This window comes from Hymenobacter sp. UYP22 (genome assembly GCF_040547285.1).
Lineage (GTDB): Bacteria > Bacteroidota > Bacteroidia > Cytophagales > Hymenobacteraceae > Hymenobacter.
On sequence record NZ_JBEPPK010000011.1, the window covers coordinates 1 to 23,609 of the forward strand.

Genomic DNA, 23,609 nt, shown 5'->3' on the forward strand with positions numbered 1-23,609 from the left:
ATTATTGTATTCCCTATTCCTAAGCAGCTATATTCCTTCAATTCAGTATCCCAAACTGACTATCAAACAAGCTTTTACCAAGCTGTTCGATACCTACGAAAAAGGGAGCTATGACTGGCAATTACCAGTTATAGCTCCCTTTTATTCAATCTTAAAAATTATGCTACCCCTGAACCCGGCCGCACGGGGCTGCTGGGCTGCATGAGGCTGAGTACGCCGTCGGCGTTTTCGGCCATTAGGAGCATGCCCTGACTTTGGATGCCCTTGATTTCGCGGGGGGCGAGATTGAGCAGCACCTGCACCTGCTGTCCGATGAGGGCCTCGGGCAGGAAGTGTTCGGCAATACCCGACACGATGGTGCGAGGCTCATCAAAACCGAGGTCTACGCTGAGCTTGAGCAGCTTTTTCGTTTTGGCAACCTTCTCGGCGGCTACGATGGTGCCGATGCGCAGGTCCATCTGCTGGAACTGCTCGAAGCTCACGTCCTCCTTTGCTGGGGCAGCTACGGCGGCGGCCAGCTCGTTGGCTTTCTTGGTATCGAGCAGCTTCTGCACCTGCGCTTCCACGGTCGCGTCCTCGATTTTGGTGAACAGCAGCGCGGCTTCGGCCAGCTGGTGGCCGGCGGGCAGCGCGTCGGGGCGGCCGGCCTGGAGCCAGGTACCTTTCTCGGTGTTGAGCATCCGGCCCAGGCGGGCGGCGGCTTCGGGCAGGAAGGGCTCCAGCAGCGTCACGAGAGCGGCGGCCAGCTGCAGCGACACGTGCAGCACGGTGCCGGTGCGGGCTTCGTCGGTTTTGATGAGCTTCCAAGGCTCTTGGTCGGCCAGGTACTTGTTGCCCAGGCGCGAGAGGTTCATCAGCTCATTCAGGGCGTCGCGGAAGCGGTAGTTGTCAATCAACTCGCCGATGCGGGCCGGAAACTCCTGCAGCTGGCGCAGCACGTCCTCATCCTCGGTAGTGAAGCCCACGGCGGCGGGTACTTTGCCTTCGAAGAACTTGTGGGTGAGCACCACAGCCCGGTTCACGAAGTTGCCGAGGTTGGCCACCAGCTCGTTGTTGTTGCGGGCCTGAAAGTCTTTCCAGGTGAAGTCGTTGTCCTTGGTTTCGGGGGCGTTGGCGCAGAGGACGTAGCGCAGCACATCGGCTTGGCCGGGGAAATCCTGCAGGTACTCGTGCAGCCACACGGCCCAGTTGCGGCTCGTGCTGATTTTGTCGCCTTCCAGGTTCAGAAACTCGTTGGCGGGCACGTTATCGGGCAGGATGTAGTCGCCGTGGGCCTTGAGCATCGAGGGGAAGATGATGCAGTGGAACACGATGTTGTCCTTGCCGATGAAGTGCACCAGCTTGGTTTCGGGGTCTTTCCAGTAGGTTTCCCAAGTGTCGGGCAGCAGGTCCTTGGTGGCCGAGATGTAACCAATAGGCGCATCAAACCACACGTACAGCACTTTGGCCTCGGCTCCGGCCACCGGCACGGGTACTCCCCAGTCCAGGTCGCGGGTAACGGCGCGGGGGTGCAGGCCCTGGTCAATCCAGCTTTTGCACTGGCCGTACACGTTGGCTTTCCAGTCCTGCTTGTGGCCTTCCACAATCCACTCGCGCAGCCAGGGCTCGTACTGATCCAAGGGCAGGTACCAGTGCTTGGTTTCGCGCAGTACGGGGTGGTTGCCGCTCAGCATGGAACGGGGGTTGATGAGTTCGGTGGGGCTAAGTGAGGTGCCGCACTTCTCACACTGGTCGCCGTAGGCATTTTCGTTGCCGCAGTTGGGGCAGGTACCCACGATGTAGCGGTCAGCCAGAAACTGGTCGGCCTTCTCATCATAGTACTGCTCGGAAGTCTGCTCAATGAACTTGCCTTCCTCGTAGAGCTTCTTGAAAAAGCCGCTGGCTACTTCAGCATGCGTTTGAGAGGACGTGCGCGAATAGATATCAAACGACACACCGAACTCCTGGAACGAGTCGCGGATGATGGCGTGGTACTTGTCCACCACCTGCTGGGGCGTCACGCCTTCTTTCTGGGCCCGGATGGTGATGGGCACGCCGTGCTCATCGGAGCCGCAGATGAATTTCACGTCGCGCTGCTGGGCGCGCAGGTAGCGCACGTAGATATCGGCGGGCAGGTACACGCCGGCCAGGTGGCCGATGTGTACGGGGCCGTTGGCGTAGGGCAGCGCGGCCGTTACGGTGTAGCGTTGGGGCAGAGAGGACATATGAGCAGGCGAAAAACAACGTAAGCCCGGCCGAATTCGGCAACGGGAGTGCAAAGGAACAAGTAAAAAAGAGGAATAATGCAGCTTTCCGCTTCCAGACCAGCCAACAGGCAGCAGCGGCCTTACCGGGTGAGAGCATACCCTGGTAAATCATAACATGGCTGTCGGAGGTTTGGCGTGGCAATACCTCTATATTTCGCTCACCTACTGCGGAGTTTTTTGCGTACTCAGTTTTATATTTCTCCCTACCTAGCCAAGGCATGAAAAATTCAGATCAGGAAAAGCCCGATAAAAAGGCCAGTAAGCAGCAGAACGCCGCCGAGAAAGCCCAACGCAAAGCCGCCAAAGCCGCCCAGTCAACAACTACGGCCATCGACGACTCTAAAGCCAGCAAGAAAGCCAGCCAGAAGAAAGCGTTGAAAACGGCGGCCAAACAGCTGCAAAAGGAGCTAGACGGCCGTATCAACGAGGTAGTAAAGCGCATTCGCAAGGAAACGAAGGCCAAGCTGCAAGAAGTGGTGAAGGATGCTACCCGCCGCCTCGACACCGACATGGGCCACCTGTTTGAGCAGGCCCTGCACACCATTGTGAGCCGTCACGAAACCGGCACCCCCGCTGCTTCCGACAGCATTTTCACCGACGCCGGGGCTTCCCCCACTTCGGCCGGTACCAGCGGTACTGCTCCCAAATCAACCCGCAACCGCTCGGCCAGCCGCCCCGCCGCCCCTACCCGCTCAACGCCTGCGGCGGCAGCTGACAAGCCGGCCGCCCGCCCGGCCGCCAAAGCCCCCGCCCGCTCCAGAGCCAAAGCTGCTCCCGCCCCGGCCGCACCCGCTCCGGACGCTGCTTCGGAAACGGCCCAGTAGCCACCGAACCTACCCAGCAAACAACAGCGCCCCGCCTCCATTGAGAAGCGGGGCGCTGTTGTTTGCTGGGAAGTGTGCACGGAATTAACGAGGCAGCCTTAGCGTATCGGCGGGGGCACCGTTTACGCGGCGCATGCGGGTTTCGGGCGTGGTGGTATTGTTGTCGTTGGTGTTGAGGGTTTCGGGGCGCTTGCGGGAGTTGATGCCGCTGGCCTGCTCCCGAATGGGCACCCGGCCGGGCGTGGCATCGGGCACCGAGCCACCGTAGCCAGCATTACTGTTGTAGGCCGCCTGGCGGTCGGCGTCGGTGAGGATGCGGGTGGGCGGGCGCTGCACGGCGGCTTCCTCCCCTATCGTTTCAGATGTGGTGCAGGCTCCCAGTAGAGCAAGAGCGGGCAAAAGCAACAACCGTTTCATAGCAAAAAAATACAGCAGCCAGCCCGTTATGGGCTGGCTGCTGTAGTAAACGAACCCGGCAGGGAGAGGTTGGCCTGCTAGCCGTGAATCAGGTACAAATCGGCCTGGATACCGTTCCAGAGGCCCACGCGGGCCTGCATGCACTCGGCGGCTACAGCCAGGCTTTCTTCCCAGCGCTGGGCATCCTGCCCGCACAGGTCGCGCACCATTTGCTGGGCCAGGGGCGTGTGCACTTCCTCATCCAGTTCAATGTGACGGTTGAGGTAGTAGCTGAACGTATCGAGCTGGCCGGGAAAACGGAAATTAAGGTCGGCCACCAGATGGCGGAACATGTCGGGAATGACATCCTCCCGGCCGAAGGTGAAAGCTGCGGCAATGGCGTGTGGCTTACCCGATTCAATGATGGCAAACGTGCCCAGCACAAATTCCTGCACCGTGGTCGGCGCATTGGCCTCTACCAGCGCCTCCGCCACGGTATGGCCGGCCGCCAGGGCATCGAGCAGGCGCTCAATGGGTCCCGTATCGGCGCCACACTCCCGCATGGCGCGCAAATACAACTCGAAATGGCTGGCCGGGCGGCCTTCGGGGTCTACGTCGGTTTCCTCTTCCAGCACAATATCATTGATGAGGCGGCGCGTGGCGGCGTTGCCGCGGGGCACCCACGGAATTTCCACGCAGGTAAGCTCCCGCTGCAGGGCCTTCAGCAGGGACATGAAGTCCCAGACGGCAAATACGTGGTGCTGCATAAATACCCGCAAATCATCGAGGGAATGCAGGGACTGATACACGCTGTGGGCGACCAACTGCTCGCGCGCCGGGGCCAGGGCCCGTTGAAGTTCGGCAATGGAATCTGAATGAACCTGAGTTGACATAGAACGAGGGGTAAAAGTACGGTAGAGCGCAAGCTCAGCCGTTACAACAAACGAAATGGCCCGCTGGCTTGGATTGCCAGCGGGCCACCGCAAAATTATAGCAACTGCTGGCTGGTAGTTGTCGGTTGGTAGTTTGTTCATCTGCCCATTCACTAACAACTGGCAACTAACAGCCAGCAACTCATTTGGCTTTCTCGAATACCATGCCGTAGGAGTCCATGCAGTAGCGCTGGCCGGTGGGCTTGGGGCCGTCGTCGAAGACGTGGCCGAGGTGGCCGCCGCAACGGGCGCACATGATGGCGTCGCGGGTCATGCCTAAGCTTTTGTCGGAAGCCACTTTCAGGCTGGCATCGGAAGCCGGGGCCCAGAAGCTCGGCCAGCCCGTGCCCGACTCAAACTTGGTGGCTGAGGAGAACAGCAAGTTGTGGCAGCCGGCGCAGTAATAACTCCCCTTAGCGTGGTTATCCCAGTACGGGTTGTTGTACGGCTTCTCGGTACCCTCCTGGCGCAGGATGTAGTACTGCTCCGAGGTAAGCTGTTTTTTCCACTCGGCCTCCGTTTTCCGCACTGGAAACTCGTCGGGCCGGCCGGTGGCTGCCTTGGGTTTTGGGTACGCTTTAGCAGCTGTAGATGGGGAAGTTACCGGCCGGGGAGAGTCAGCCAAGTCCATTTTGGCGTCATTTTTTTTCTGGGAGCAGGCCGAGTTCAGGGTTAGCGCCGACAGAAGCAAAATCAGGCAGGGAAAACGCATGGGGGATGAGGGGGTCTGGAATGAACTGAAAACAGGAAGTCAGCCGCAAAAGCGGGCCGCTGCCAGAACATACGCAGCTCAGCTACAGTTCGGTCTTACCCGGTTAAATAGGCCCTTGGCTATACTTCCGGGAACCTCAGGAGGCCAACAAGTTGTCTGTTTTCTCGCCCGCAGTTTCTTCCTCATTCAGTAACAAGTATTTACTGCGCGCTTTTGCGCTAAACATTCCGTACCTTTGCGCCCGGAAAACCCTTCGTATGCAGAACATTCGCAATATCGCCATCATTGCCCACGTTGACCACGGCAAAACGACGCTCGTGGACAAGATCATTCACGCCTCCAAGCTGTTCGACGAGCACCAGCAGTTCGACGACCTCATCCTGGACAACAATGACCTGGAACGCGAGCGAGGCATCACCATCGTCTCCAAAAACGTATCGGTACGGTACAAAGACGTTAAAATTAACATCATCGACACCCCTGGTCACGCCGACTTCGGCGGCGAAGTAGAGCGGGTGCTGAAGATGGCCGACGGCGTACTGCTGCTGGTAGACGCCTTTGAAGGCGCCATGCCCCAGACGCGTTTCGTGCTGGGCAAAGCCATCGACCTGGGCCTGAAGCCCATTGTGGTGGTAAATAAAGTCGACAAAGAAAACTGCCGCCCCGACGAGGTGCACGAGCAGGTATTCGACCTGATGTTCAACCTGGGTGCCACCGAAGACCAGCTGGACTTCGTGACCCTGTACGGCTCCTCGAAGCAGGGCTGGATGAGCACCGACTGGAAAGTAAAAACCGACAGCATCATTCCGTTGCTCGACGCCGTGGTGGCTTCCATTCCGGCTGCCCCCCAGTTGGATGGCACCCCCCAGATGCAGGTTACCTCGCTCGACTACTCGTCGTTCGTGGGCCGTATCGCCATTGGTCGGGTGCACCGCGGTACGCTGAAAGAAGGCGCTAACATGAGCCTGATCAAGCGTGATGGCACCATCAAGAAGGTAAAAATCAAAGAACTGCAGGTGTTCGAAGGCCTGGGCCGCAATAAAGTAGCCGAGGTTAGCTCCGGTGAAATCTGCGCCGTAACCGGCATCGAAGGCTTCGACATCGGCGATACGCTGGCCGACGCTGAAAACCCCGAAGCGCTGGCCACCATCAGCATCGACGAGCCGACGATGAACATGCTGTTCACCATCAACAACTCGCCCTTCTTCGGTAAGGAAGGTAAGTTCGTAACGTCGCGTCACCTGCGCGACCGGCTGTTCAAGGAAACCGAGAAAAACCTGGCCCTGCGCGTGAAGGAAACCGACCGTGAAGACACCTTCCTGGTGTACGGCCGGGGTATTCTTCACTTGTCGGTACTCATCGAGACCATGCGTCGCGAAGGCTTCGAGCTGCAGGTAGGTCAGCCCCAGGTACTGTTCCGGGAGGATGAAGACGGCAACCGTCTGGAGCCCATCGAGCACTTGGTGGTAGATGTACCGGAGGAAACTGCCGGTAAGGTTATCGAGTTGGTGACGATGCGCAAAGGCGAGCTGACCATCATGGAGCCCAAGGGCGACCTGCAGCACCTGGAGTTCAACATTCCGGCCCGTGGCCTGATTGGCCTGCGCAACAACGTGCTGACCGCCACGGCTGGTGAGGCCATCATGAACCACCGCTTCTCGGCCTACGAAACCTACAAAGGCACGATTCCCGGCCGTATTTCCGGTTCGCTGATTTCGATGGACACCGGTGCCGGCACCGCCTACACCATTGACAAGATGCAGGACCGCGGCGAGTTCTTCGTGGACCCAGGTGAGGAAGTATACGCCGGCCAGGTTATTGGTGAGCACACCCGCCCCAACGACCTGACCATCAACATCCAGAAAGGCAAGAAGCTCACCAACATGCGCGCCTCGGGCTCGGATGAAAACGTGAAAATCGTGCCCAAGCGCCAGTTCTCGCTGGAGGAAGCCATGGAATACATCCAGAAGGATGAGTACCTGGAAGTAACCCCGAAATCGGTGCGGATGCGCAAGATTCTGCTGGACGAAAACGAGCGTCTGCGTTCGGCCAAGAAAGCCGACTAGTTTGCAGTTTATCGTTAAAAAAGGGGGCGTAGCCAGTGGCTGCGCCCCCTTTTTACGTTTCGCACCGGCCAATACGCCAGCCTTGGTGGTTATGCACATCGTAGTAGCCGTACCATTTGTGCTTATGCCTGAATCACCTGCCTACTCTCCCGCAAACGTGGCGCCCCGCTGGTCCTTAATGCGCCAGCGCTGGAGCAACTTACTGTTTGCCCACTGGGCTACGGAGCCGGAATTACTCCGCCCCTACCTGCCTGATCGGCTGGAGCTGGACTTGTTTGAGGGGCAGGCCTGGCTGGGGGTGGTACCTTTTACCATGAGCGGCATCCGCCCGCTGGGGCTGCCGGCGGTGCCGGGCCTGAGCGCGTTACACGAGTTGAATGTGCGCACGTATGCCCGCCTCAATGGGGTACCGGGCGTGTGGTTTTTGTCGTTGGATGCCACGCAGCCGTTGGGTGTGTGGGCCGCGCGCACCCTGTTTCACCTCCCCTACCTGCACGCCCGCATGCAGCTTACTGCCACGCCCGATGGCACGCTGCACGCCAGAGCCACCCGTACGCACCGGGGCGCACCAGCCGCCACCTTTGCAGCCGCCTGGACGCCGGAAGACGCTTTGCCCCTGGCCGAGCCCGGTTCCTTGGCGTATTTCCTGACGGAGCGTTACCATTTGTACACGGCCGGCCCCACCGTACAGCCGGGCCAGCACGGCAACAGTATCTGGCGGGGCCGGCTCTGGCACGAGCCCTGGCGGTTACGAAAGGCGACTTTGCAGCACTGGGATTCTACCGTGGTAGAAAGCCACGGCCTGCCCACGCCCACAGGGCCGCCGTTGCTGCACGCCGCTGATGCCCTGGACGTGTGGGTAGAAGACTTGCGGCGAGTTTAAAGAAAGTATGCTTTCACCAATACCGACGGCTGGTTGCGGAAGTGGCAAAATTCTGCGGAATAGGCATATAGCTGTTTCACAAACAGTGTAGAGACGCGACACTTCGCGTCTTTTCGCCAGGCCGACACAATATGCCGTTCATCGAAGAGACGCCAAGTGTCGCGTCTCTACAGCGTGCGTACATTGCCTATGAAACAGTTGTAAGTACAGCATCTGCACTGGGGTAGCATGTTCGGGCTCGGTACTGGCAGCTAGTGCGCGGAGGTTTTGGAAAACACGTTGATAACGACCACCCCAGCCAGAATCAGCACCAGGCCAAGAATGGCGGGCGCATCGGGCACTTGCTTGTAGAGCACAATACCGGCCAGCGTAATGAGCACGATGCCGATACCCGACCACACCGCATAGGCAATACCGATGGGAATTGTTTTCAGGGTGAGGCTAAGACAATAGAAGGCCAGCCCGTAGCCCAGCACCACCACTGCGCTCGGCAGGAGTTTGGTAAATCCTTCGGAGGCTTTCAGGGCCGAGGTTCCGACGGTCTCGGCCACAATGGCCAGCAGCAAAATCAGCCAGTTCTTCATACGGTTATCTACCCCGCAACACCTCAAAGGTTTGGCAGCCCTGCACTGGGCCAGGGCTGGCTTCCACACTCTGTACGCGGGCGGCGGGTGGCCCCTGCCGGCACCAGGCTTGCAGCTGGTCTAGGGCCTCGCTAGGGCCTTCCGCTTCAATGCTCACAGTGCCAGCCGGGTTGTTACGCACGGTGCCGGTGAGACCCAAGCGGCGGGCTTCCTGCTGAGTACTCTGGCGAAAGAAAACGCCCTGCACAAGGCCCTGAACGTGAATGGTACGATGCTCAATTGGTGAACTCATGGGATAAACTGTAGATGCCAGCGGCCCTGGGAATCCTGCTGCCAGCGAGTATTTCGGAAAGGGTTTTCGGTCAGTAGCATCCGACCGGGCAGATGTTGCCGCCGCAAGCGGCCGGTTGTAACGTCACGTTCATCGAGGTACACAGCCGGCGCGGGGGCTGTGGTACGCCATGCTGTTGCCTTGCCTTCGGTAAGCACTGTCGTGGTCGTATCGGGGCTGAACAGGCGGGCCAGCGTCCGCCGGTTGGGGGCCAGGTAGTACACTTCCGTCGGCTCATCAAACTTCCCCCTGACAGAATCGGGGAAAGTCGGAAACTGCACGGCAAAGCCCCGGAGCTGCTGCAAGTCGAAGAGTGTGCCGCTGGTATCGGTACGCGGCACCCATACGGCTCCGGTATCGGCCGCCAGATTAAACGGCGGCGAGGAGTAGCCGGAGTTGTCGACCCCCACGCGGTAGAGGCGCGGGCCGGCGGTGGTCAGGCGCAACAGATACACGATGTTGACCCGCTCGTATCCTGCTAGGCACTGCACCCGCAGCAGCCACCGGGCCGGATACGTTGGCAGCCGCTGCAACCGCCCCAGCGTTGGTGGGCTCGAATCGGGGCGGCAGAGGGTGAGCGGAAGTAGGGGCCTACCGTGGTAGAGCACTTCAGTAGCCAACGTATCGTAGTAGCTGAACCAGAGCTGAGTGCGCTTCTGGATGTGGTAGCGCAGCACCAACGGAGCCTGCATAGAGGCATTTTCGGTAGTAAACTCGGAAGTAGAGCAGGCACCAAACACCAGCACCACCAGCAACGCGCCCAGCAGCAGGCGGGGCCACCACGACCTAGGGGCAAGTAAGAGCTTTGGGAACGGCATGGGAAGGGCGGCAGCAGAAACCGATACAAGATAAGAAGCGGGCGTTTGCCGAGAACCTGCCAACTTCGCGGGCTCATTCTGCTTGCTTTTTCTGCCCTGCTCATGCGCTACCTGCTCCGCAACTGCTTTGTGTACACTGGCTCTACGCTGTTACCACACCACACGCTGCTGGTGAAAGATGGCCTGATTGAAGCGGTTCTGCCCGAGGTGGCCGCCCCTTCCGATGTACTCACCGTGGACGCCCAGGGCCTGAGCGTGGCCCCCGGCCTGCTGGACTTGCAGGTGTACGGGGCGGCAGGACAGCTTTTTTCCGTGACGCCTACCGTTGAGGCTCTGGCTACGCTGTGCAACCACGCTTTCCGGCACGGCACCACCGGAGTGCTGGCCACCATGCCCACTAACTCCTGGGCCTTGATGCGGCAGGCCCTAGAGGCCGGCCAGGAGTTTTGCCGCCAGCAACCGGGCCTGTTGGGCATTCACTTGGAAGGCCCCTTTATCAACCCCATCAAGAAGGGAGCCCACCAGGCCGAGTTCATCCGGGAGGCCACCGTGGCCGACGTGGAAGAGTTGCTGCAACTGGCCGGCAGCACGCTGAAGATGATGACCCTAGCCCCGGAAATGGTCTCGGCGGCCGTGGTGGCCCGGCTGCGAGCGGCCGATGTGGTACTGTCGGCGGGGCACTCCAACGCTACTTTTGCGCAGGCAGCGGCCGGTTTCCGCCAAGGCTTTTCGGCCGCTACTCACTTGTTCAATGCTATGTCGGCGCTGCAGGGGCGGGAGCCGGGCATGGTGGGCGCCGTGTATGACTCCGCCACGGCCTACGCCAGCATCATTGCCGACGGCGTGCACTGCGACTTTGCCGCCGTACGCATCAGCCAAAAGATTCTGCAGGAGCGCCTTTTCCTGATTACCGATGGCGTGACGGAGAGTACGCAGGGGGCCTACCAGTTTCGGCGGGAGGGCAACCGCTACGTAGATGCCCAGGGCACCCTCGCGGGCTCAGCCCTAACCCTGCCCCAGGCCATCCGCAACTGCGTGCAACACGCCGGCATCCCGCTGGAAGAAGCTTTGCGCATGGCCTCGCTCTACCCGGCTCAGCTGCTCGGCCTCGACCACGAGCTGGGCTACCTCAGCAGCACGTACCGCGCCGATTTTTGGCTGTTTGATGAGCACCTGACACCGCGCGCCACCGCCCGGGCCGGCGAACTAACCTGGCACTAACAGCCGCTTGGCAACTGCCCGCTTTTCGGTCTGACTTGTCCCTGCTATACCTCGCGCTGGCGCACGGCTTCAAAGGTAAGAATGGCGGTGGCCGTGCTCACGTTCAGGGAATCGATGGCCCCGCGCATGGGAATGATGATGGTTTGGTCGCAGGCCTGCATGAGCTCCGGGGTGAGGCCGTCGGCCTCGGTACCCATAACCAGGGCCGTGGGGCCCCGGAAGTTGCAGGTGGTGTAGGGCACGGCCGCATCGGTGAGGGCGGCGGCGTAGGTGCGGATGCCGTGGTGCCGGCACCAGGCCAGCAGCTCGGGACGGGAGGTGGCAATGGTGGGCACCGTGAACGAGCAGCCAATGCTACTGCGGATGGCGTTGGGGTTGAACAGGTCGGTGCGCGGGTCGCAGACGATGACCGCAGTGGCCTGGGCCGCATCGGCGGTGCGCAGAATAGCCCCCAGGTTGCCAGGCTTCTCCACGGCTTCCAACACCAGTAGTAAGGGGTTGGCCGGCAGCGGCAGCTCTTCCAGCGTGAGCAATGGGGGCTTTACCAGGGCCAGTACGCCATCGGACCCTTCCCGGTAAGCCACTTTCTCAAACACTGCCCTCGATACCTCAAACCACTCCACGCCCTGGCCGCCGAACAACTCCCGCAGTGCCTGCTGATGCTGGGCGCCGGCTAAATCGGGACAGATAAACAAGGCCGTAACCGCTACGCCCGCTCCGTGGGCAATGGTCAGTTCCCGCAGGCCCTCCACGATGGTAAGCCCCTGGGCCCGCCGCTCCGACGATTTTTGCTGCAGCTTCAGCAGGTTTTTGATGCGCGGATTCTGGGGGCTGGTAATGGGGTCGAGGGGCATAGGAAAAAATACGGGCGTGGCAGTTGGGGCCGCAAAGATACGCAGGCCAACTTGCGCCGGGGCTGGGCCGTTGTAGGCTCACCCGCACCCTTTCGCTTCCTTTACGGTCGTATTTCGCCCGTTCACCCTCGCTCCTCATTTATGGGCCTCAAGCTCAACACCAAAATTATTCTGGGCTTTGTTATTGCCGTAGGAGTTCTGCTACTGACTTCGGCCGTATCCTGGTACAGCATTCAGCAGCTGGGCTTCTACACCCGCCAGGTAGAGCACACGTACCGGGTGCTGGAAAATGCCTCCAGTCTGCGCGGCCACGTGCGCGACGCCCAAAGCCAGGTGCGCGGCTACCTGCTGCTCAACGACTCCTCCTACCTACCGGGCTTCTACGAGAGCATGCCGGTAGCCCAGGCCGACTACCAGATGCTGCAGCTGCTGACCCTGGACAACCCCCGCCAGCAGGCCCGCCTCGATACGCTGCACAACCGCCTGGAAGAGGAATTTGCTTTTCTGAAACGCTGGTCCCAGCTGCCGCCCTCCACCAGCGCCGTGCGTCGGTTGGTACGTGAGGACCGGAACCGCCAGCTGGCATTGCGGCAGATGATTACGCGGGTGCAGGACGATGAGAAAGTATTGCTCAAGGAGCGTCACCGCCGCCAGGATTTCTTTGAGAATACCACCCCGCTGGCCATCGTTGTATCGGCTATTCTGGCTACCCTTATCGTGGCTTGGCTGTTCACCAAAATTAACCAGGAGCTGCAGGCCAACGAGCAGCTCCAGTTTCAGCTGCAGCGCACCAACGCCGATATGGCTTACCGAATTGAGGTGGTAGAAACGCTGGCCAACCGGGTAATGCAGGGTGACTACACGGCCCGGGTGGCCGAGCAGGACCAAGCCAGCCTGGGCAACCTGGCCGCCTCCCTCAACCACATGACCCACACCCTGGATACCAGCTTTACGGCCCTGGAAAACCGCAACCGGGAGCTGGACCAGTTTGCCTACGTGGCTTCCCACGACCTGAAAGCGCCGTTGCGCGGCATCGTAACCGTGGTGAAGTGGATAGAAGATGAGCTACCCCATGAGCTGAGCCCCCAGATGCGCCAGTACCTGGACATGATGAAGGGCCGCCTGCACCGCCTCGAAGACCTCATCAACGGTCTGCTGGCCTACGCCCGGGCAGGCCGCACGGAGCGTAAGCTGGAAGACGTGGACGTGCAGCAACTGGTGGCCGAGGTAACGGAGTTGGTGGTACCGCCCACTTTCCAGGTAGAAATACCCGCCCCCCTGCCCGTGCTGCACACCGACCGGCTTAGCCTGCAGCAGGTACTTACCAACATCATCGGTAACGCTGCCAAATACCACCACCGCCCCGATGGCCGCATTACCGTAACTGTCCGCGACCTGGGCGAGTGTTTCGAGTTTCGGGTACAGGACGATGGACCGGGCATTGCCCCGCAATTTCAGCAGAAAGTATTCCTGATGTTTCAGACCTTGCGCGACCGGAACACGGCCGAAAGCACCGGCATTGGTCTCAGCATCGTCAAGCGCATTGTGGAGGAGCAGAAAGGCTCCATCCGCATTGAATCGGAGGCAGGCCAAGGGGCTGCCTTTATCTTTACCTGGCACAAATAGGTGAGATGGAGAGTTAGTAAAATGGCGAGCCTGACTTTCTGGCGGCACCTTCCGGGCATTTTACACATCTGCACGACGAATCTACTTAACTCACAATCTCACTACTCACCACTTCACCCTATGCGCTCTGTACTGCTCGTCGAGGACGATTTTTTTGATACCATGACGGCCCAGAAAGCCTTCGAGAAGTTTAATGTCCCGCATAAGCTCTACACGGCCTTCAATGGCCTGGAGGCCCTGGACCTGCTGCTGGGCACCAACGGCGCGGAGCCCATTCGCCCCCTGCCCGAGGTGATTCTGCTGGATTTGAACATGCCCAAAATGAACGGGCACGAGTTTCTGGCCGAAATCAGCACTCACCCCGAGCTGAGCACCATTCCGGTTTTCATTACTACCACCTCGGGCATGGACGTAGACCGCCTGAATGCGCAGAACCTGGGAGTAAGCGGCTACATTGTGAAGCCCATGGACTTTGAATCCGGCACCGATATGGTGGACAGCCTGAACCTGCTGGAGCGGCTGCTACGGTCCCCGGTATAATACTCCAGCCCTGCTCTTTGCTATGCAACTACTATTCAAAAACGACCACTGCCACATCTTCCTGGATGACAGCATTCCGGCTTTGTACCAGGAATGGCAGGGCTTTGTGGCCGGTGAGCCGCTGCGCGAGGCCCACGATGCCACCGTGCAACTGCTCCGCCAGCACCAGCTCAGCCGCGTACTGGCCGATACCCGGCAGATGCGCGTAATTCCGCGCGCCGACCAGCAGTGGATCATGGACAGCTTTTTTCCTCGGGCTATTGCCGCCGGCTACCGGCGCGTGGCCGTGGTACAGGCCGAGGACGCATTCAACCAGACTTCCGTGCAGAACATTTTGGGCGGCGTTACGCAGAACACGCTGCTGGTAGCCGAGCGTTTTCGGAGCGTACCTGAGGCGCGGGCCTGGCTGCAGGCGCAGTAAAGCGCCGCCTCGTGCTACGCTCCCCTGCGCCCGGGCACCCAACGGTGGCGGATTCCGGGCCTTTTGCTTGGGTGGTACAGCAAGTCCGGCATTTTGTTTGAGGGAGGTACCGTAGCCAAATTTGCCGGGCACTTTCGGGGTTCAGTGCGGGTTGGTGAGGGTAGCTAGCAGCGCCTGAGGCGGCCGGGCTTTCCCTCACGGCATCTTCACGCTACCAGCCTGATAATTCGTTCTTTCTGCCTTTCTTTATCCCTATGTTGCTTCGCTTCCTCCCTGTGCTGGCCTTGTGCGGGCTGGCATTCCCGGCCCTGGCTCAACAAACCCCGCGTGAGTTGAACACGCTGCCGGGCGCGCCGGCTCCCGTAGCCCAACCTGCTCCCACCGTTGCTCCCCAACCGGCCGTAGCTCCAGCCCCCGCAGTTGCCCCGGCTCCCGTTTCCGTGGCCCCGCCCGACACTGCCCGCCGCGCGCCCCGCACCCTGGCCGCCCCGCCTGCCATGCCCGACTCGGTACGCACGCAGCAGCGCCAGCCCCAACTGCCCCCGACTAACACCACCCGCTATGCCGTGGGGCTGAAGTCGGGACAGGTGCTGCGCGGCTACGATGTGGAAGTAAAGCAGCCCGTATTCGGCCGCACGTTTCTGCTGGTAGATGGACAGCAGCGCCTGGACCTGACCGATGTACGCTACTACGAGGATGAAACCGGTTTTTACGTGCGCACCACCTTGCCCGGCCGCTCCAAGCGGGAAAGTACCCTGCGCCGCGACCGGGTGGGCCGCATCAGCCTCTACTCCATCACCTCCCAGCAATACATGAATAACCCGGGCGGTTTCAGCCCCTACGGCTACGGCCGCTACGGGGGCTACGGCTACCCCTACGGCGGGGGCTTTGGCGGGTACCGCACGGTGCGCACCGAGTATTTCAGCAAGGATAATGGCCCCATTGAAGACCTCAGCGTCCGGAACCTGCAGCTGGCCACGATAGACAACCCTGGCTCCCAGCGGCTGCTGGCGGATGCCCGCCGCTACCAGCGTATTACTACGCTTAGCTACGTAGGAGCTGGCGCTCTGCTGCTGGCCGGCACGTTCTCCAGCTTTGGTGGCAGCAACGGTTTTTCGGTGTCGCCGCTGATGTACGCGGCTATTCCCCTGGCCATTGTGCCGCTGGTTATCGGCGGCAAGTCGCAGAACAGCGTGAAACAGGCCATATTGCTGTACAACCGGGGGCAGTAGCCTCGCCTTTCCCTGCTGCAATGAAAACGCCCCGGCTACTTACAGCCGGGGCGTTTTCATTGCAGCAGGGTTAACCTTGAGTGAGCTGGTTTGCGTAGGCAGGCAGGTGAACACACCGGTTATTACTGCCCTGCTGGCTGAGCGCCAGGAGCTGGCTTTATGGGTACACGAAAAGCTCTGCACTGAGTACGGAGCCCCTTTTGCCTTTTTCAGTACCAAAGACCCACTCAGCGAGCTAATCAGCGCCCTGCTTTCTCACCGTACCCGCAACCAGGATTCGCACCGCGCCTACCAGGAGTTGCGGGCTCGGTTCCCGACCTGGGAGCAAGTCAGCGCAGCGCCTACTGCCGAGGTGGAACAGGCCATTAGTGCCTGCACCTGGCCTGAGCAGAAGGCTCCGCGCCTGCAGCAGGTACTACGGGAAGTGAGCAACCGGTGCAACGGCCCCTGCAACCTGGAATTTCTGGCAGAGTTGCCCATTCCGGAGGCCCGGGCCTGGCTGGAGCTGCTGCCGGGGGTGGGCCCCAAAACCAGCGCTGCCGTGCTCCTGTTCAGCACCCTGCGCCGCCCAGCCATGCCCGTAGATAGCCACCACCACCGCGTGGCGCAACGCCTGGGCCTCATCGGGCCGAAGGTAGGCGAGGCCGCCGCTCATGCTCAGCTGGCGGCCCTTCTTCCTCCTACCTGGGACGCGCAGCAGGTATACGACCACCATGAGGCCCTGATGTTTCATGGGCAGAAGTGCTGCTATTTCCACACCCCGGCCTGCGGGCGGTGCGTGGTATTGAGCCGCTGCCCTTTTGGCCAAGGCCGGGTCCGGTAATTTTTACGCAACTTTCGTCTCTTGCTTTTCTACTACTATGAAACCAACCTACGGACTGCCCGCCCTTCTCTCGTTCTTCATCCCCGGCCTGGGCCAGCTCATCAAAGGCCAGATTTTGAAAGCCTTTCTTATCTGGGCCGTGGGCGGAGCCGTGGGCTTCCTGTTGGCCTGGACGCTCGTAGTACCTTTCCTCATCTGGGCCTGGAACGTGTACGACGCCTACAACGACCCCGCTTAAGCCCGTGGCCATTTTGCACCTGAAAGCCCGACCCAATAGCCGCCACACCCAACTGGAGCCCGCCTCTGATGGCAGCTGGCTGGTGCGGCTGCAGGCGCCGGCTCAGGATGGCAAAGCCAACGCCTGCCTGCTGGCGTATCTGGCCGAGGTATTTGGCGTAAGCAAATCCAGCGTTACGCTGCTGAGTGGGCACACTGCTCCGTTTAAAAAGGTGGAGTTAGTGGGTATCACGGAGCAGGAGCTGCAAGCTCTGCTACAACAGCATCGTGCCGGGTAGCGGCATCCTTTGCGAGTGGTTTGGCGTTGAACGAGCAAGCTGAACGGCTTTTCTACCTCTTCTCCCCTCCCACCCTCCTTTTGCTATGTCGTTTTTTCCTACCTGGGCCATAGCGGGCTTCTGGGGTCTGGTTTCGGGCTCCGCGTTGTTGCTGGGCGCGGCCATTGGCTATTTTACCCATATTCCGCAGCGGCTTATTGCGGCCATTATGGCGTTTGGAAGCGGTGTGCTCATTGCTACCCTTTCCCTGGAGCTCATGGAAGAAGCCTATAAAAAGGGCGGCTTCGACTCTACGGGGCTGGGGTTTGTGGGTGGGGCGGCCGTATATACCCTGGCCAACTGGCTGCTGGCCCGCTACGGCGCCAAGCACCGCAAACGCTCAGGGGAGCACCAGTCGCGGGAGCGGGCGGCCGTGCAAGAAGGCCACACGGAAGGCAACGAAAGCGGCGACGACAACGGTATGGCCCTGGCCATAGGGGCCTTGTTGGATGGCATTCCGGAAAGCATTGTAATTGGCCTGAGTATGCTGGCCGGGGGCGGCGTGAGCGTGGTGGCAGTAGTGGCCATTTTCCTCAGCAACCTGCCCGAGGGCCTGAGCAGCGCCGCCGGCATGCGCAAAGCGGGCCGGCGCCCCGCCTATGTGCTAGGGTTGTGGGCTGGCATTGCCGTTGTTTCAGGCCTTGCCTCGCTGGTAGGCTACACTGTATTCAGTGGGTTTTCAGCGGAAGTAGTGGCCGCTACCACGGCCGTAGCAGCCGGAGCGGTGCTGGCCATGGTGGCCGATACCATGATTCCGGAAGCATTTGAGGTGGCCCACAATTTCACGGGGCTTATTACGGTCGTCGGCTTTCTGGTATCGTTTGTCCTGAGCAAGCTAGGCGAGTAATTGCGCAGATTGCCGCGCAAACGGCACCGTACAGAAGGTTCATGTAGTGACAATCCGCGCAGTAGTTGTATTCTGTAGTTAAACCCCGTTAAAGCAAAGAAGGCCACCGGATTCCCCGCCGGTGGCCTTCCTCATTAGGTACTATCCCTCATTCCTTCTCTAACCCACCCGCCGCCTGAGGGGGCTGCCGCAACATTTTCCGGAGGCTGCGGCAATAGCGGCGGATGTTACCGTTACACCCGTTCCACCGCTGGTTCGCGGCGGTACGTGCGTTCAAATTCTTCGTCGATGTGGTAGGTGGACTCCTCGTGCTGACTTAAGTCGAGGCCCAACTCTTCTTCCTGCAGCTTTACGCGCAATCCGAAAATACGGTCCGTTATTTTCAATAAAATCCAAGCGCCCACGAACGAGTAGGTGATGACGATGAGCAACCCTAGCAGATGGTAGCCGAAGGTAGAAAAGGTGCCGTGAATTAATCCCACCTTATCGGCGAAGATACCCGTGAGCAGCATGCCAACAATGCCGCCCAGCCCGTGGCAGGGAAACACATCCAGGGTATCGTCGATGGTAGTGCGCGAGTTCTGCCAGTGTACGGCCGCGTGGCTGATAAGGGCCGCCAATACCCCGAACAGGATGCTTTGCCCATAATCGACGTAGCCGGCGGCGGGCGTAATAGCCACCAGCCCCACCACCGCCCCGGTGCAAGCACCCACAGCCGTGGGCTTGCCGCCGCGCACAATTTCAATCAGCAGCCAGGCAATGAGAGCTGCTGCCGAGGCCAGGTTGGTATTCACAAACGATAACGCGGCCAACTCATTAGCGCCCAGGGCCGAGCCGGCATTAAAGCCAAACCACCCAAACCACAACAAGCCCGTTCCGAGCAGCACGTAGGGCACATTGGGCGTTGAGAACGAGGAAGGCCGCAGGTTAGCCGAGCGCCGGCCCAGCACCATGGCACCCGCCAGGGCGGCTACCCCCGCCGAAATGTGTACCACTGTGCCCCCCGCAAAATCCAGCACTCCCCACTTGCGCAAGAAGCCCTCGGGGTGCCAGGTCCAGTGGGCCAATGGGCAGTAAATGAACAGGCTGAACAGCACCATAAACGCCAGATAGCCCTTAAACCGCACCCGCTCGGCAAAGGAGCCGGTAATAAGGGCGGGGGTGATAATGGCAAATTTCAGCTGAAAGGCGAAATAGAGGATGAACGGAATGGTAGCGGCGAAGGCCGGATTGGGGGCCGTACCCACATTGCGCAGCAAGGCAAACGTGAAAGGATTGCCAATGAGCCCGTGCCAGGAGTCGCCGTAGCAGAGCGAGAATCCCACAAAATAGAACAGCACCGAAATAACGCCCAGCGCCACAAAGCTCTGCAACATGGTGCTAATTACGTTTTTGGGCCGCACCATTCCCCCGTAAAAAAACGACAACCCCGGCGTCATAATCAGCACGAAGGCCGTTGCCGTCAGCATCCAGGCTACATCGGCTCCATTTAGGGAACCAGGCGTGGCGGCCGGGTGAGGCACGCGCACAAAGGCAGCCAGCAAAGCCAGCACCAGCAGAGCAACCAATGCAAATAAACTCTTGCTGGGTTTGACAGTAGAAGATTTCGGAGTCATAACACGTACTTTGAAGCAAACACCCTTATTACAAAGGTCAATATACTTCAAATAGCATTATTATTCACCAAACCCCTATCAATTACATATCCACCTGACGCAAAAATTGGTTTTATTTACCCACACCCCCTATTATTTAAGGCACCTATACTACAGACAGCACTGTCTATATCATGTTCGTACTCTTTGGAGGCAATGGCAGCAGTAGTGTCCTTATTTCTCAGCTCGGCCCAGCACATTGTCTAGGTATTTCTGAGCTGAACCGGTGTTGAGCAACAGAATTTGCTCCTCGGGTTGGATGTAGCCAGTGTGCAACAGGTGCCGGACCGCACTCCAGAGCGCCCCACCCTCGGGAGCGACGAACAACCCTTCCTGGTGGCTCAATTCCCGCATTCCGGCCAGCATCTGCTCGTCAGTAACGGCTAAGGCCAGACCGTTAGACTCATCCAGCACTTGCAGCATGAGAGCTTCGCCCAGGGGGCGGGGCACCGCCAGGCCGTTGGCAATGGAAGGCTGGCCCACGTAGGCGTGGCAATTAGGCTGGCGACCAGCGCGGGTTTCTACCAAGGGGCAGCAGTTAGCCGCCTGCACGGCCACCATCCGCGGCAACTTGGCGTGGCGGGGCAGCCAACCCAGCGCCTGCATCTCCCGGATGGCCTTCCAGATACCGATGAGGCCGGTGCCGCCCCCGGCCGGGTACAGCAGCACGTCGGGCAGCGTCCAGTTGAGCTGCTCGGCCAGCTCGTAGCCCATGGTTTTCTTGCCTTCGAGGCGGTAGGGCTCCTTCAGCGTCGAGACATCGAGCAGTTCGCTGCCCACGTTCAGCTCCCGCACCCGGGCGGCGCAGTCGTTGATGAGGCCGTCTACTAAGTGCACCTCAGCGCCGTACCAGTAGCATTCCTCCTTGAAGGCCGTGGGCGTGTGGCGGGGCATCACCACTACGCAGCGCAGGCCCGCTCGGGCGCAGTAGGCGGCCAGGGCCACACCCGCGTTGCCGGCCGTGGGAATAATGCAGCCCGTCACGCCCAATTCCTTGGCCTTAGAAACCGCCATGCTCAGGCCCCGGGCTTTGAATGAGCCAGTGGGGTTCTGGCCTTCATCCTTGAGCAGCAAACTGCGCAAACCGTGGCGGGCCGCCAGGCGCGGCAGTCGCAGCAGCGGCGTCCATCCCTCGCCCAGCGTTACCAGGTTGGCTTCATCCAGCAGCGGCAGCAACGCCCGGTAGCGCCACATGGAGTTATCGGCAGGGTTGATAGCCTCGGCCCGGGTGAGCGGGGCGGCTAGGTCGTAGCGGGCCAGCAGCGGCTGGGCGCAGCAATCCGACACGCGCTGCAGCGTGAAGGCGTCGTGGGGAGCGTGGCAGGCAGCGCAGTGCAGCGCGTGCAGACGGGACTGGGTGGTGGTTTCGAGGGTGGTCATGGCAGGGAGTTCAACGCAAAACTCTCCCCTGCTCATGCCTCAGGCAAACGCCTTCTTGGAATAGCCTATGCCCGTTTGGAATAATGACCGGACGATGTAGAGACGCGACACTTCGCGTCTCGCCGTTGCTGAGATTGTTTGGTTGGTGCGGCTCCGGTCGTTCAACGGCGAGATGCGAAGTGTCGCGTCTCTACACCGTGTGGTGCAAGCAACATCAGCAAGCGAGATTCCTCGCAGGCTCGGAATGACGTTCTGGGTTTGCGCCGCCCCTACTGTGGTTGCCGGCTGCCGTAATACCGCCGGGCGAACTGCACGAATGTTTTGTAGGGCAGGTTGTTTTCGGTGCCTTTGCGCTGCACGAAATCAAAGTGGCGCACCAGGTTTAGGTCGCGTACGGGCACTTCCACCAACTCACCGGCGGCCAGCTCCTTCATCACCGACTGCCGGGGCAGGAACGCTAGGCAGGTATCCACCCGCACGAAGTTCTTGAGGGCCTCGGTGCCGCCTAGGCGCACTTTCACTGGTAAATCGGTGAGGCGGATGCCGTGGGTTTGTAGGGCTTCTTCCAGCACGGCCAGCGTGCCCGAGCCAACTTCGCGCAGGGCCACGGGCGTGCGGCGCAAGTCCTGGGCCTCCAGCTCGCGGCGGTGCAGGGGGTTGCGGGCCGAACACACGGCCACCACTTCATCGGTGAGCAGCGGGGTGTAGGTGACATGGCTGATTTTGTGGATGCCCTCGATGATGCCCAGGTCGATTTCATGCTCCAGCAGGGCCTTGAGGATGTTCTCGGAGTTGCGGTTTTTGAGCGCGAGCTGGGTGTGCGGGTAGCGGCCCAGGTAGGCCGAAAGCACCGGCGGAATCACGTAGAGCGAAATGGTGGTGCTGGCCCCAATCACCATCTGCTGGCGCGGCTGAAACTCGGGGCTCAACTCGGTAAACTCCTGCTCCAGCTCGTGCTGCAGCTGCCGGGCCAGGAGCAGCTTGCGGTACAGCAGCTCGCCGGCCGCCGTGAGTTGCACCGCGTTACCGAGTCGCTCAAACAGGCCCGTTTTGTAGTGCTCCTCCAGCGCCCGCACCCGCTTGCTCACCGCCGACTGGCTCAAGAACAGCGTCTGCCCCGCCTTGGTGAAACTCAACTGCCGGGCAACTTCCAGAAAGACTTCGTGCGCGTGGGAAAGCATAGCCGTGAAGGTAAGCGCCCGGCCGGCTTTTGGGCGGTGTTGGGGCAGGCGGAGTGAGAGCATCAGCAGGAACGTCATGCGGAGGCGCAGCCGAAGCATCTCGCGTGCTGACATCTTCGGCCACGTTTTTCCATACTTCGGCCCGCCGCTAAGACGTACCGCTACCACCCGCGGCTTCGCGTATCTTTACTTTCCTACCAGCCCGCTGCCGCTATGTCGCCCATCACCAGCATTTCCCAGCTCGACCTCACCAAAACCTACACCTACGCCGATTACCTGACGTGGCGGCTGAAAGAAGTAGTTGAGTTGATCCGGGGCAAAGTGCGCCAGATGAGTCCTGCGCCTCGGGTGGTTCACCAGCGGCTTTCGAGTCGCTTTATGGGTATGATTTACGCGCACTTGGCCCACCAATCCTGCGAGGTATTTCACGCGCCCTTCGACGTGCGCCTGACCAAAGCCACGCCTAACGGCGACGCCCAGATTACCACCGTGGTGCAGCCCGATATCTGCGTGGTGTGCGACCCAGCCAAGCTGGACGAAAAAGGCTGTATCGGCGCCCCCGACTGGATTATCGAAATTGTGAGCCCCGGCAACGCCAGCCACGACACCAAAAGCAAGTTCGACCTCTATGAGGAAAACGGCGTGCCGGAATACTGGATTGTATTCCCGGGCGAGAAAACCGTTTCCGTATTTGTGCTGCACGAGGGCCGCTACCAGCCCCTCGGCGACTTCTACACGCCCGGCATTATTCCGGTACACACGCTGCCGGGGTTTGGCATTGAGTGGGCGGAGGTATTTGAGGGGGTGTAAAAATTTTATATTCGAGTGCGCTCAAACTGTAATGGCATAATTGGCTGCTCTCACTCAACAAAACCATTGAAGAGGAAAGAGTATAAGTCATCCATGTGACCTATCTCAATTGAAGATCTTCCTTCAAATCCTTGACGGTTGATGTAAGCAAAATCACCTACATACTTTGGTATTTCTATCCAAGATGGGAGTGAATCATACTCTTCTTTCTCTGCCGACTTAACCTGATAAGTGAATCTACCTTCTATAACATGAACCAGAGCAATACCGTGACTTGTGGCAAACTCCACAGCTCCACTCTGAAAGCCTGCAGTTGAGAATACTATTCCCTTCTGAGCTCCTAACGAAATTATCCTATTAAATAGGACTTCAACAACTTCTCTTTTGACACGAGCAGACTGATGCTTACATTCTACTAAAACGAGAAAATCACAGCCAAGAGCTTGAAAAACAGCTTTAACATCTATCTGATACGTGCCGTCATGACCGGCTAGTTTTTGATTATGCTTTGCTTCAAAGAAAGTTAGATTCGTACCTATTTTCTCCAAGTGAGATTTGACAAAAAGCTCAAATTCAATTGGAGTCAGATGAGTAACTAAATCTTCGTAAGACCTCATGTTTGTCGAATTTTCAGCTTGGCAAAAAACCAATAATTATTCCCATTCAAACCTAT

General features: G+C 59.6%; 25 protein-coding genes. 13 read left to right on the plus strand and 12 right to left on the minus strand.

Translation table 11 applies throughout. The features are described from left to right. Positions 1 to 158: 158 nt before the first annotated feature. A complete protein-coding gene (metG, locus tag ABIB60_RS15935) occupies positions 159 to 2,204 on the minus strand; it encodes a methionine--tRNA ligase (protein ID WP_354581261.1) in 2,046 nt (681 codons plus the stop codon). 260 nt (positions 2,205 to 2,464) lie between these two features. Here metG and ABIB60_RS15940 point away from each other — a divergent pair, with 260 nt between their 5' ends. Continuing rightward, entirely contained in the window at positions 2,465 to 3,070 is a 606-nt protein-coding gene (locus ABIB60_RS15940) for a hypothetical protein (protein WP_354581262.1), read from the plus strand. Between the two features lie 84 nt (positions 3,071 to 3,154). Here ABIB60_RS15940 and ABIB60_RS15945 read toward each other — a convergent pair whose 3' ends face one another. The 3 genes from ABIB60_RS15945 to msrB all read right to left on the minus strand — a co-directional run bounded on the left by ABIB60_RS15945 (position 3,155) and on the right by msrB (position 5,110). Then, entirely contained in the window at positions 3,155 to 3,487 is a 333-nt protein-coding gene (locus tag ABIB60_RS15945) for a hypothetical protein (RefSeq protein WP_315997929.1), read from the minus strand. A gap of 77 nt (positions 3,488 to 3,564) precedes the next feature. Next, positions 3,565 to 4,359, minus strand: coding sequence for a DUF3050 domain-containing protein (locus tag ABIB60_RS15950; RefSeq protein WP_354581264.1), 795 nt, complete (start codon positions 4,357 to 4,359; stop codon positions 3,565 to 3,567). Positions 4,360 to 4,540: 181 nt separating this feature from the next. After that, positions 4,541 to 5,110, minus strand: coding sequence for a peptide-methionine (R)-S-oxide reductase MsrB (gene msrB, locus ABIB60_RS15955; RefSeq protein ID WP_354581266.1), 570 nt, complete (start codon positions 5,108 to 5,110; stop codon positions 4,541 to 4,543). Positions 5,111 to 5,367: 257 nt separating this feature from the next. On the opposite strand from msrB, the gene typA reads away from it, so the two are divergent. Together typA and ABIB60_RS15965 are read left to right on the plus strand one after the other, a co-directional pair. After that, a complete protein-coding gene (typA, locus tag ABIB60_RS15960; RefSeq protein WP_354581268.1) occupies positions 5,368 to 7,176 on the plus strand; it encodes a translational GTPase TypA in 1,809 nt (602 codons plus the stop codon). A 124-nt stretch (positions 7,177 to 7,300) separates the two neighbouring features. Further along, positions 7,301 to 8,059 carry a YqjF family protein gene (locus tag ABIB60_RS15965; RefSeq protein WP_354581269.1) on the plus strand — a complete coding sequence of 253 codons (759 nt, stop codon included), beginning with the start codon at positions 7,301 to 7,303 and terminating at the stop codon, positions 8,057 to 8,059. Between the two features lie 251 nt (positions 8,060 to 8,310). Here the strand turns inward: ABIB60_RS15965 and ABIB60_RS15970 are convergent, their stop codons facing one another. From ABIB60_RS15970 to ABIB60_RS15980, 3 genes are read right to left on the minus strand one after another with little or no spacing between them, the layout of a single operon-like run. Then, entirely contained in the window at positions 8,311 to 8,643 is a 333-nt protein-coding gene (locus ABIB60_RS15970; protein WP_354581270.1) for a DMT family transporter, read from the minus strand. Positions 8,644 to 8,647: 4 nt separating this feature from the next. Continuing rightward, positions 8,648 to 8,935, minus strand: coding sequence for an acylphosphatase (locus ABIB60_RS15975; protein WP_354581271.1), 288 nt, complete (start codon positions 8,933 to 8,935; stop codon positions 8,648 to 8,650). Then, positions 8,932 to 9,792: a hypothetical protein gene (locus ABIB60_RS15980; protein ID WP_354581273.1), complete on the minus strand. Its 861-nt coding sequence runs from the start codon at positions 9,790 to 9,792 to the stop codon at positions 8,932 to 8,934. Before ABIB60_RS15980 ends, ABIB60_RS15975 begins: the two co-directional genes overlap by 4 nt. A 102-nt stretch (positions 9,793 to 9,894) precedes the next feature. On the opposite strand from ABIB60_RS15980, the gene nagA reads away from it, so the two are divergent. Further along, positions 9,895 to 11,013: an N-acetylglucosamine-6-phosphate deacetylase gene (gene nagA / locus ABIB60_RS15985; protein WP_354581274.1), complete on the plus strand. Its 1,119-nt coding sequence runs from the start codon at positions 9,895 to 9,897 to the stop codon at positions 11,011 to 11,013. A gap of 44 nt (positions 11,014 to 11,057) precedes the next feature. On the opposite strand, the gene ABIB60_RS15990 is transcribed toward nagA, so the two are convergent. Beyond that, a complete protein-coding gene (locus ABIB60_RS15990) occupies positions 11,058 to 11,867 on the minus strand; it encodes a TrmH family RNA methyltransferase (RefSeq protein ID WP_354581275.1) in 810 nt (269 codons plus the stop codon). A gap of 141 nt (positions 11,868 to 12,008) precedes the next feature. Between ABIB60_RS15990 and ABIB60_RS15995 the strand changes: the two genes are divergently transcribed. From ABIB60_RS15995 to ABIB60_RS16030, 8 genes are all read left to right on the plus strand, one after another. After that, entirely contained in the window at positions 12,009 to 13,493 is a 1,485-nt protein-coding gene (locus tag ABIB60_RS15995; RefSeq protein WP_354581277.1) for a sensor histidine kinase, read from the plus strand. 120 nt (positions 13,494 to 13,613) lie between these two features. Beyond that, complete coding sequence (locus ABIB60_RS16000) at positions 13,614 to 14,033, plus strand: response regulator (protein ID WP_354581279.1); 420 nt, start codon at positions 13,614 to 13,616, stop codon at positions 14,031 to 14,033. Between the two features lie 22 nt (positions 14,034 to 14,055). After that, a complete protein-coding gene (locus ABIB60_RS16005) occupies positions 14,056 to 14,454 on the plus strand; it encodes a hypothetical protein (RefSeq protein WP_354581280.1) in 399 nt (132 codons plus the stop codon). A 254-nt stretch (positions 14,455 to 14,708) separates the two neighbouring features. Further along, positions 14,709 to 15,686, plus strand: a complete 978-nt coding sequence (locus ABIB60_RS16010) for a hypothetical protein (protein WP_354581281.1) — start codon at positions 14,709 to 14,711, stop codon at positions 15,684 to 15,686. Positions 15,687 to 15,762: 76 nt separating this feature from the next. After that, on the plus strand, positions 15,763 to 16,509 hold the full coding sequence (locus ABIB60_RS16015; protein ID WP_354581282.1) for an endonuclease III domain-containing protein: 747 nt from the start codon (positions 15,763 to 15,765) through the stop codon (positions 16,507 to 16,509). Between the two features lie 37 nt (positions 16,510 to 16,546). Next, positions 16,547 to 16,747, plus strand: coding sequence for a hypothetical protein (locus ABIB60_RS16020; protein WP_354581284.1), 201 nt, complete (start codon positions 16,547 to 16,549; stop codon positions 16,745 to 16,747). 4 nt (positions 16,748 to 16,751) lie between these two features. Continuing rightward, on the plus strand, positions 16,752 to 17,024 hold the full coding sequence (locus tag ABIB60_RS16025; RefSeq protein WP_354581285.1) for a DUF167 domain-containing protein: 273 nt from the start codon (positions 16,752 to 16,754) through the stop codon (positions 17,022 to 17,024). Between the two features lie 85 nt (positions 17,025 to 17,109). Then, complete coding sequence (locus ABIB60_RS16030) at positions 17,110 to 17,910, plus strand: ZIP family metal transporter (RefSeq protein WP_354581287.1); 801 nt, start codon at positions 17,110 to 17,112, stop codon at positions 17,908 to 17,910. A 233-nt stretch (positions 17,911 to 18,143) separates the two neighbouring features. Here the strand turns inward: ABIB60_RS16030 and ABIB60_RS16035 are convergent, their stop codons facing one another. The 3 genes from ABIB60_RS16035 to ABIB60_RS16045 all read right to left on the minus strand — a co-directional run bounded on the left by ABIB60_RS16035 (position 18,144) and on the right by ABIB60_RS16045 (position 22,240). Beyond that, positions 18,144 to 19,526, minus strand: a complete 1,383-nt coding sequence (locus ABIB60_RS16035; protein WP_354581288.1) for an ammonium transporter — start codon at positions 19,524 to 19,526, stop codon at positions 18,144 to 18,146. 213 nt (positions 19,527 to 19,739) lie between these two features. Continuing rightward, entirely contained in the window at positions 19,740 to 20,945 is a 1,206-nt protein-coding gene (locus tag ABIB60_RS16040; RefSeq protein ID WP_354581289.1) for a threonine synthase, read from the minus strand. 269 nt (positions 20,946 to 21,214) lie between these two features. After that, positions 21,215 to 22,240 carry a LysR substrate-binding domain-containing protein gene (locus ABIB60_RS16045; RefSeq protein WP_354581290.1) on the minus strand — a complete coding sequence of 342 codons (1,026 nt, stop codon included), beginning with the start codon at positions 22,238 to 22,240 and terminating at the stop codon, positions 21,215 to 21,217. 99 nt (positions 22,241 to 22,339) lie between these two features. Between ABIB60_RS16045 and ABIB60_RS16050 the strand changes: the two genes are divergently transcribed. Further along, entirely contained in the window at positions 22,340 to 22,936 is a 597-nt protein-coding gene (locus ABIB60_RS16050; protein WP_354581292.1) for a Uma2 family endonuclease, read from the plus strand. A gap of 50 nt (positions 22,937 to 22,986) precedes the next feature. Here the strand turns inward: ABIB60_RS16050 and ABIB60_RS16055 are convergent, their stop codons facing one another. After that, entirely contained in the window at positions 22,987 to 23,553 is a 567-nt protein-coding gene (locus ABIB60_RS16055) for a restriction endonuclease (protein ID WP_354581294.1), read from the minus strand. Positions 23,554 to 23,609: the final 56 nt, after the last annotated feature.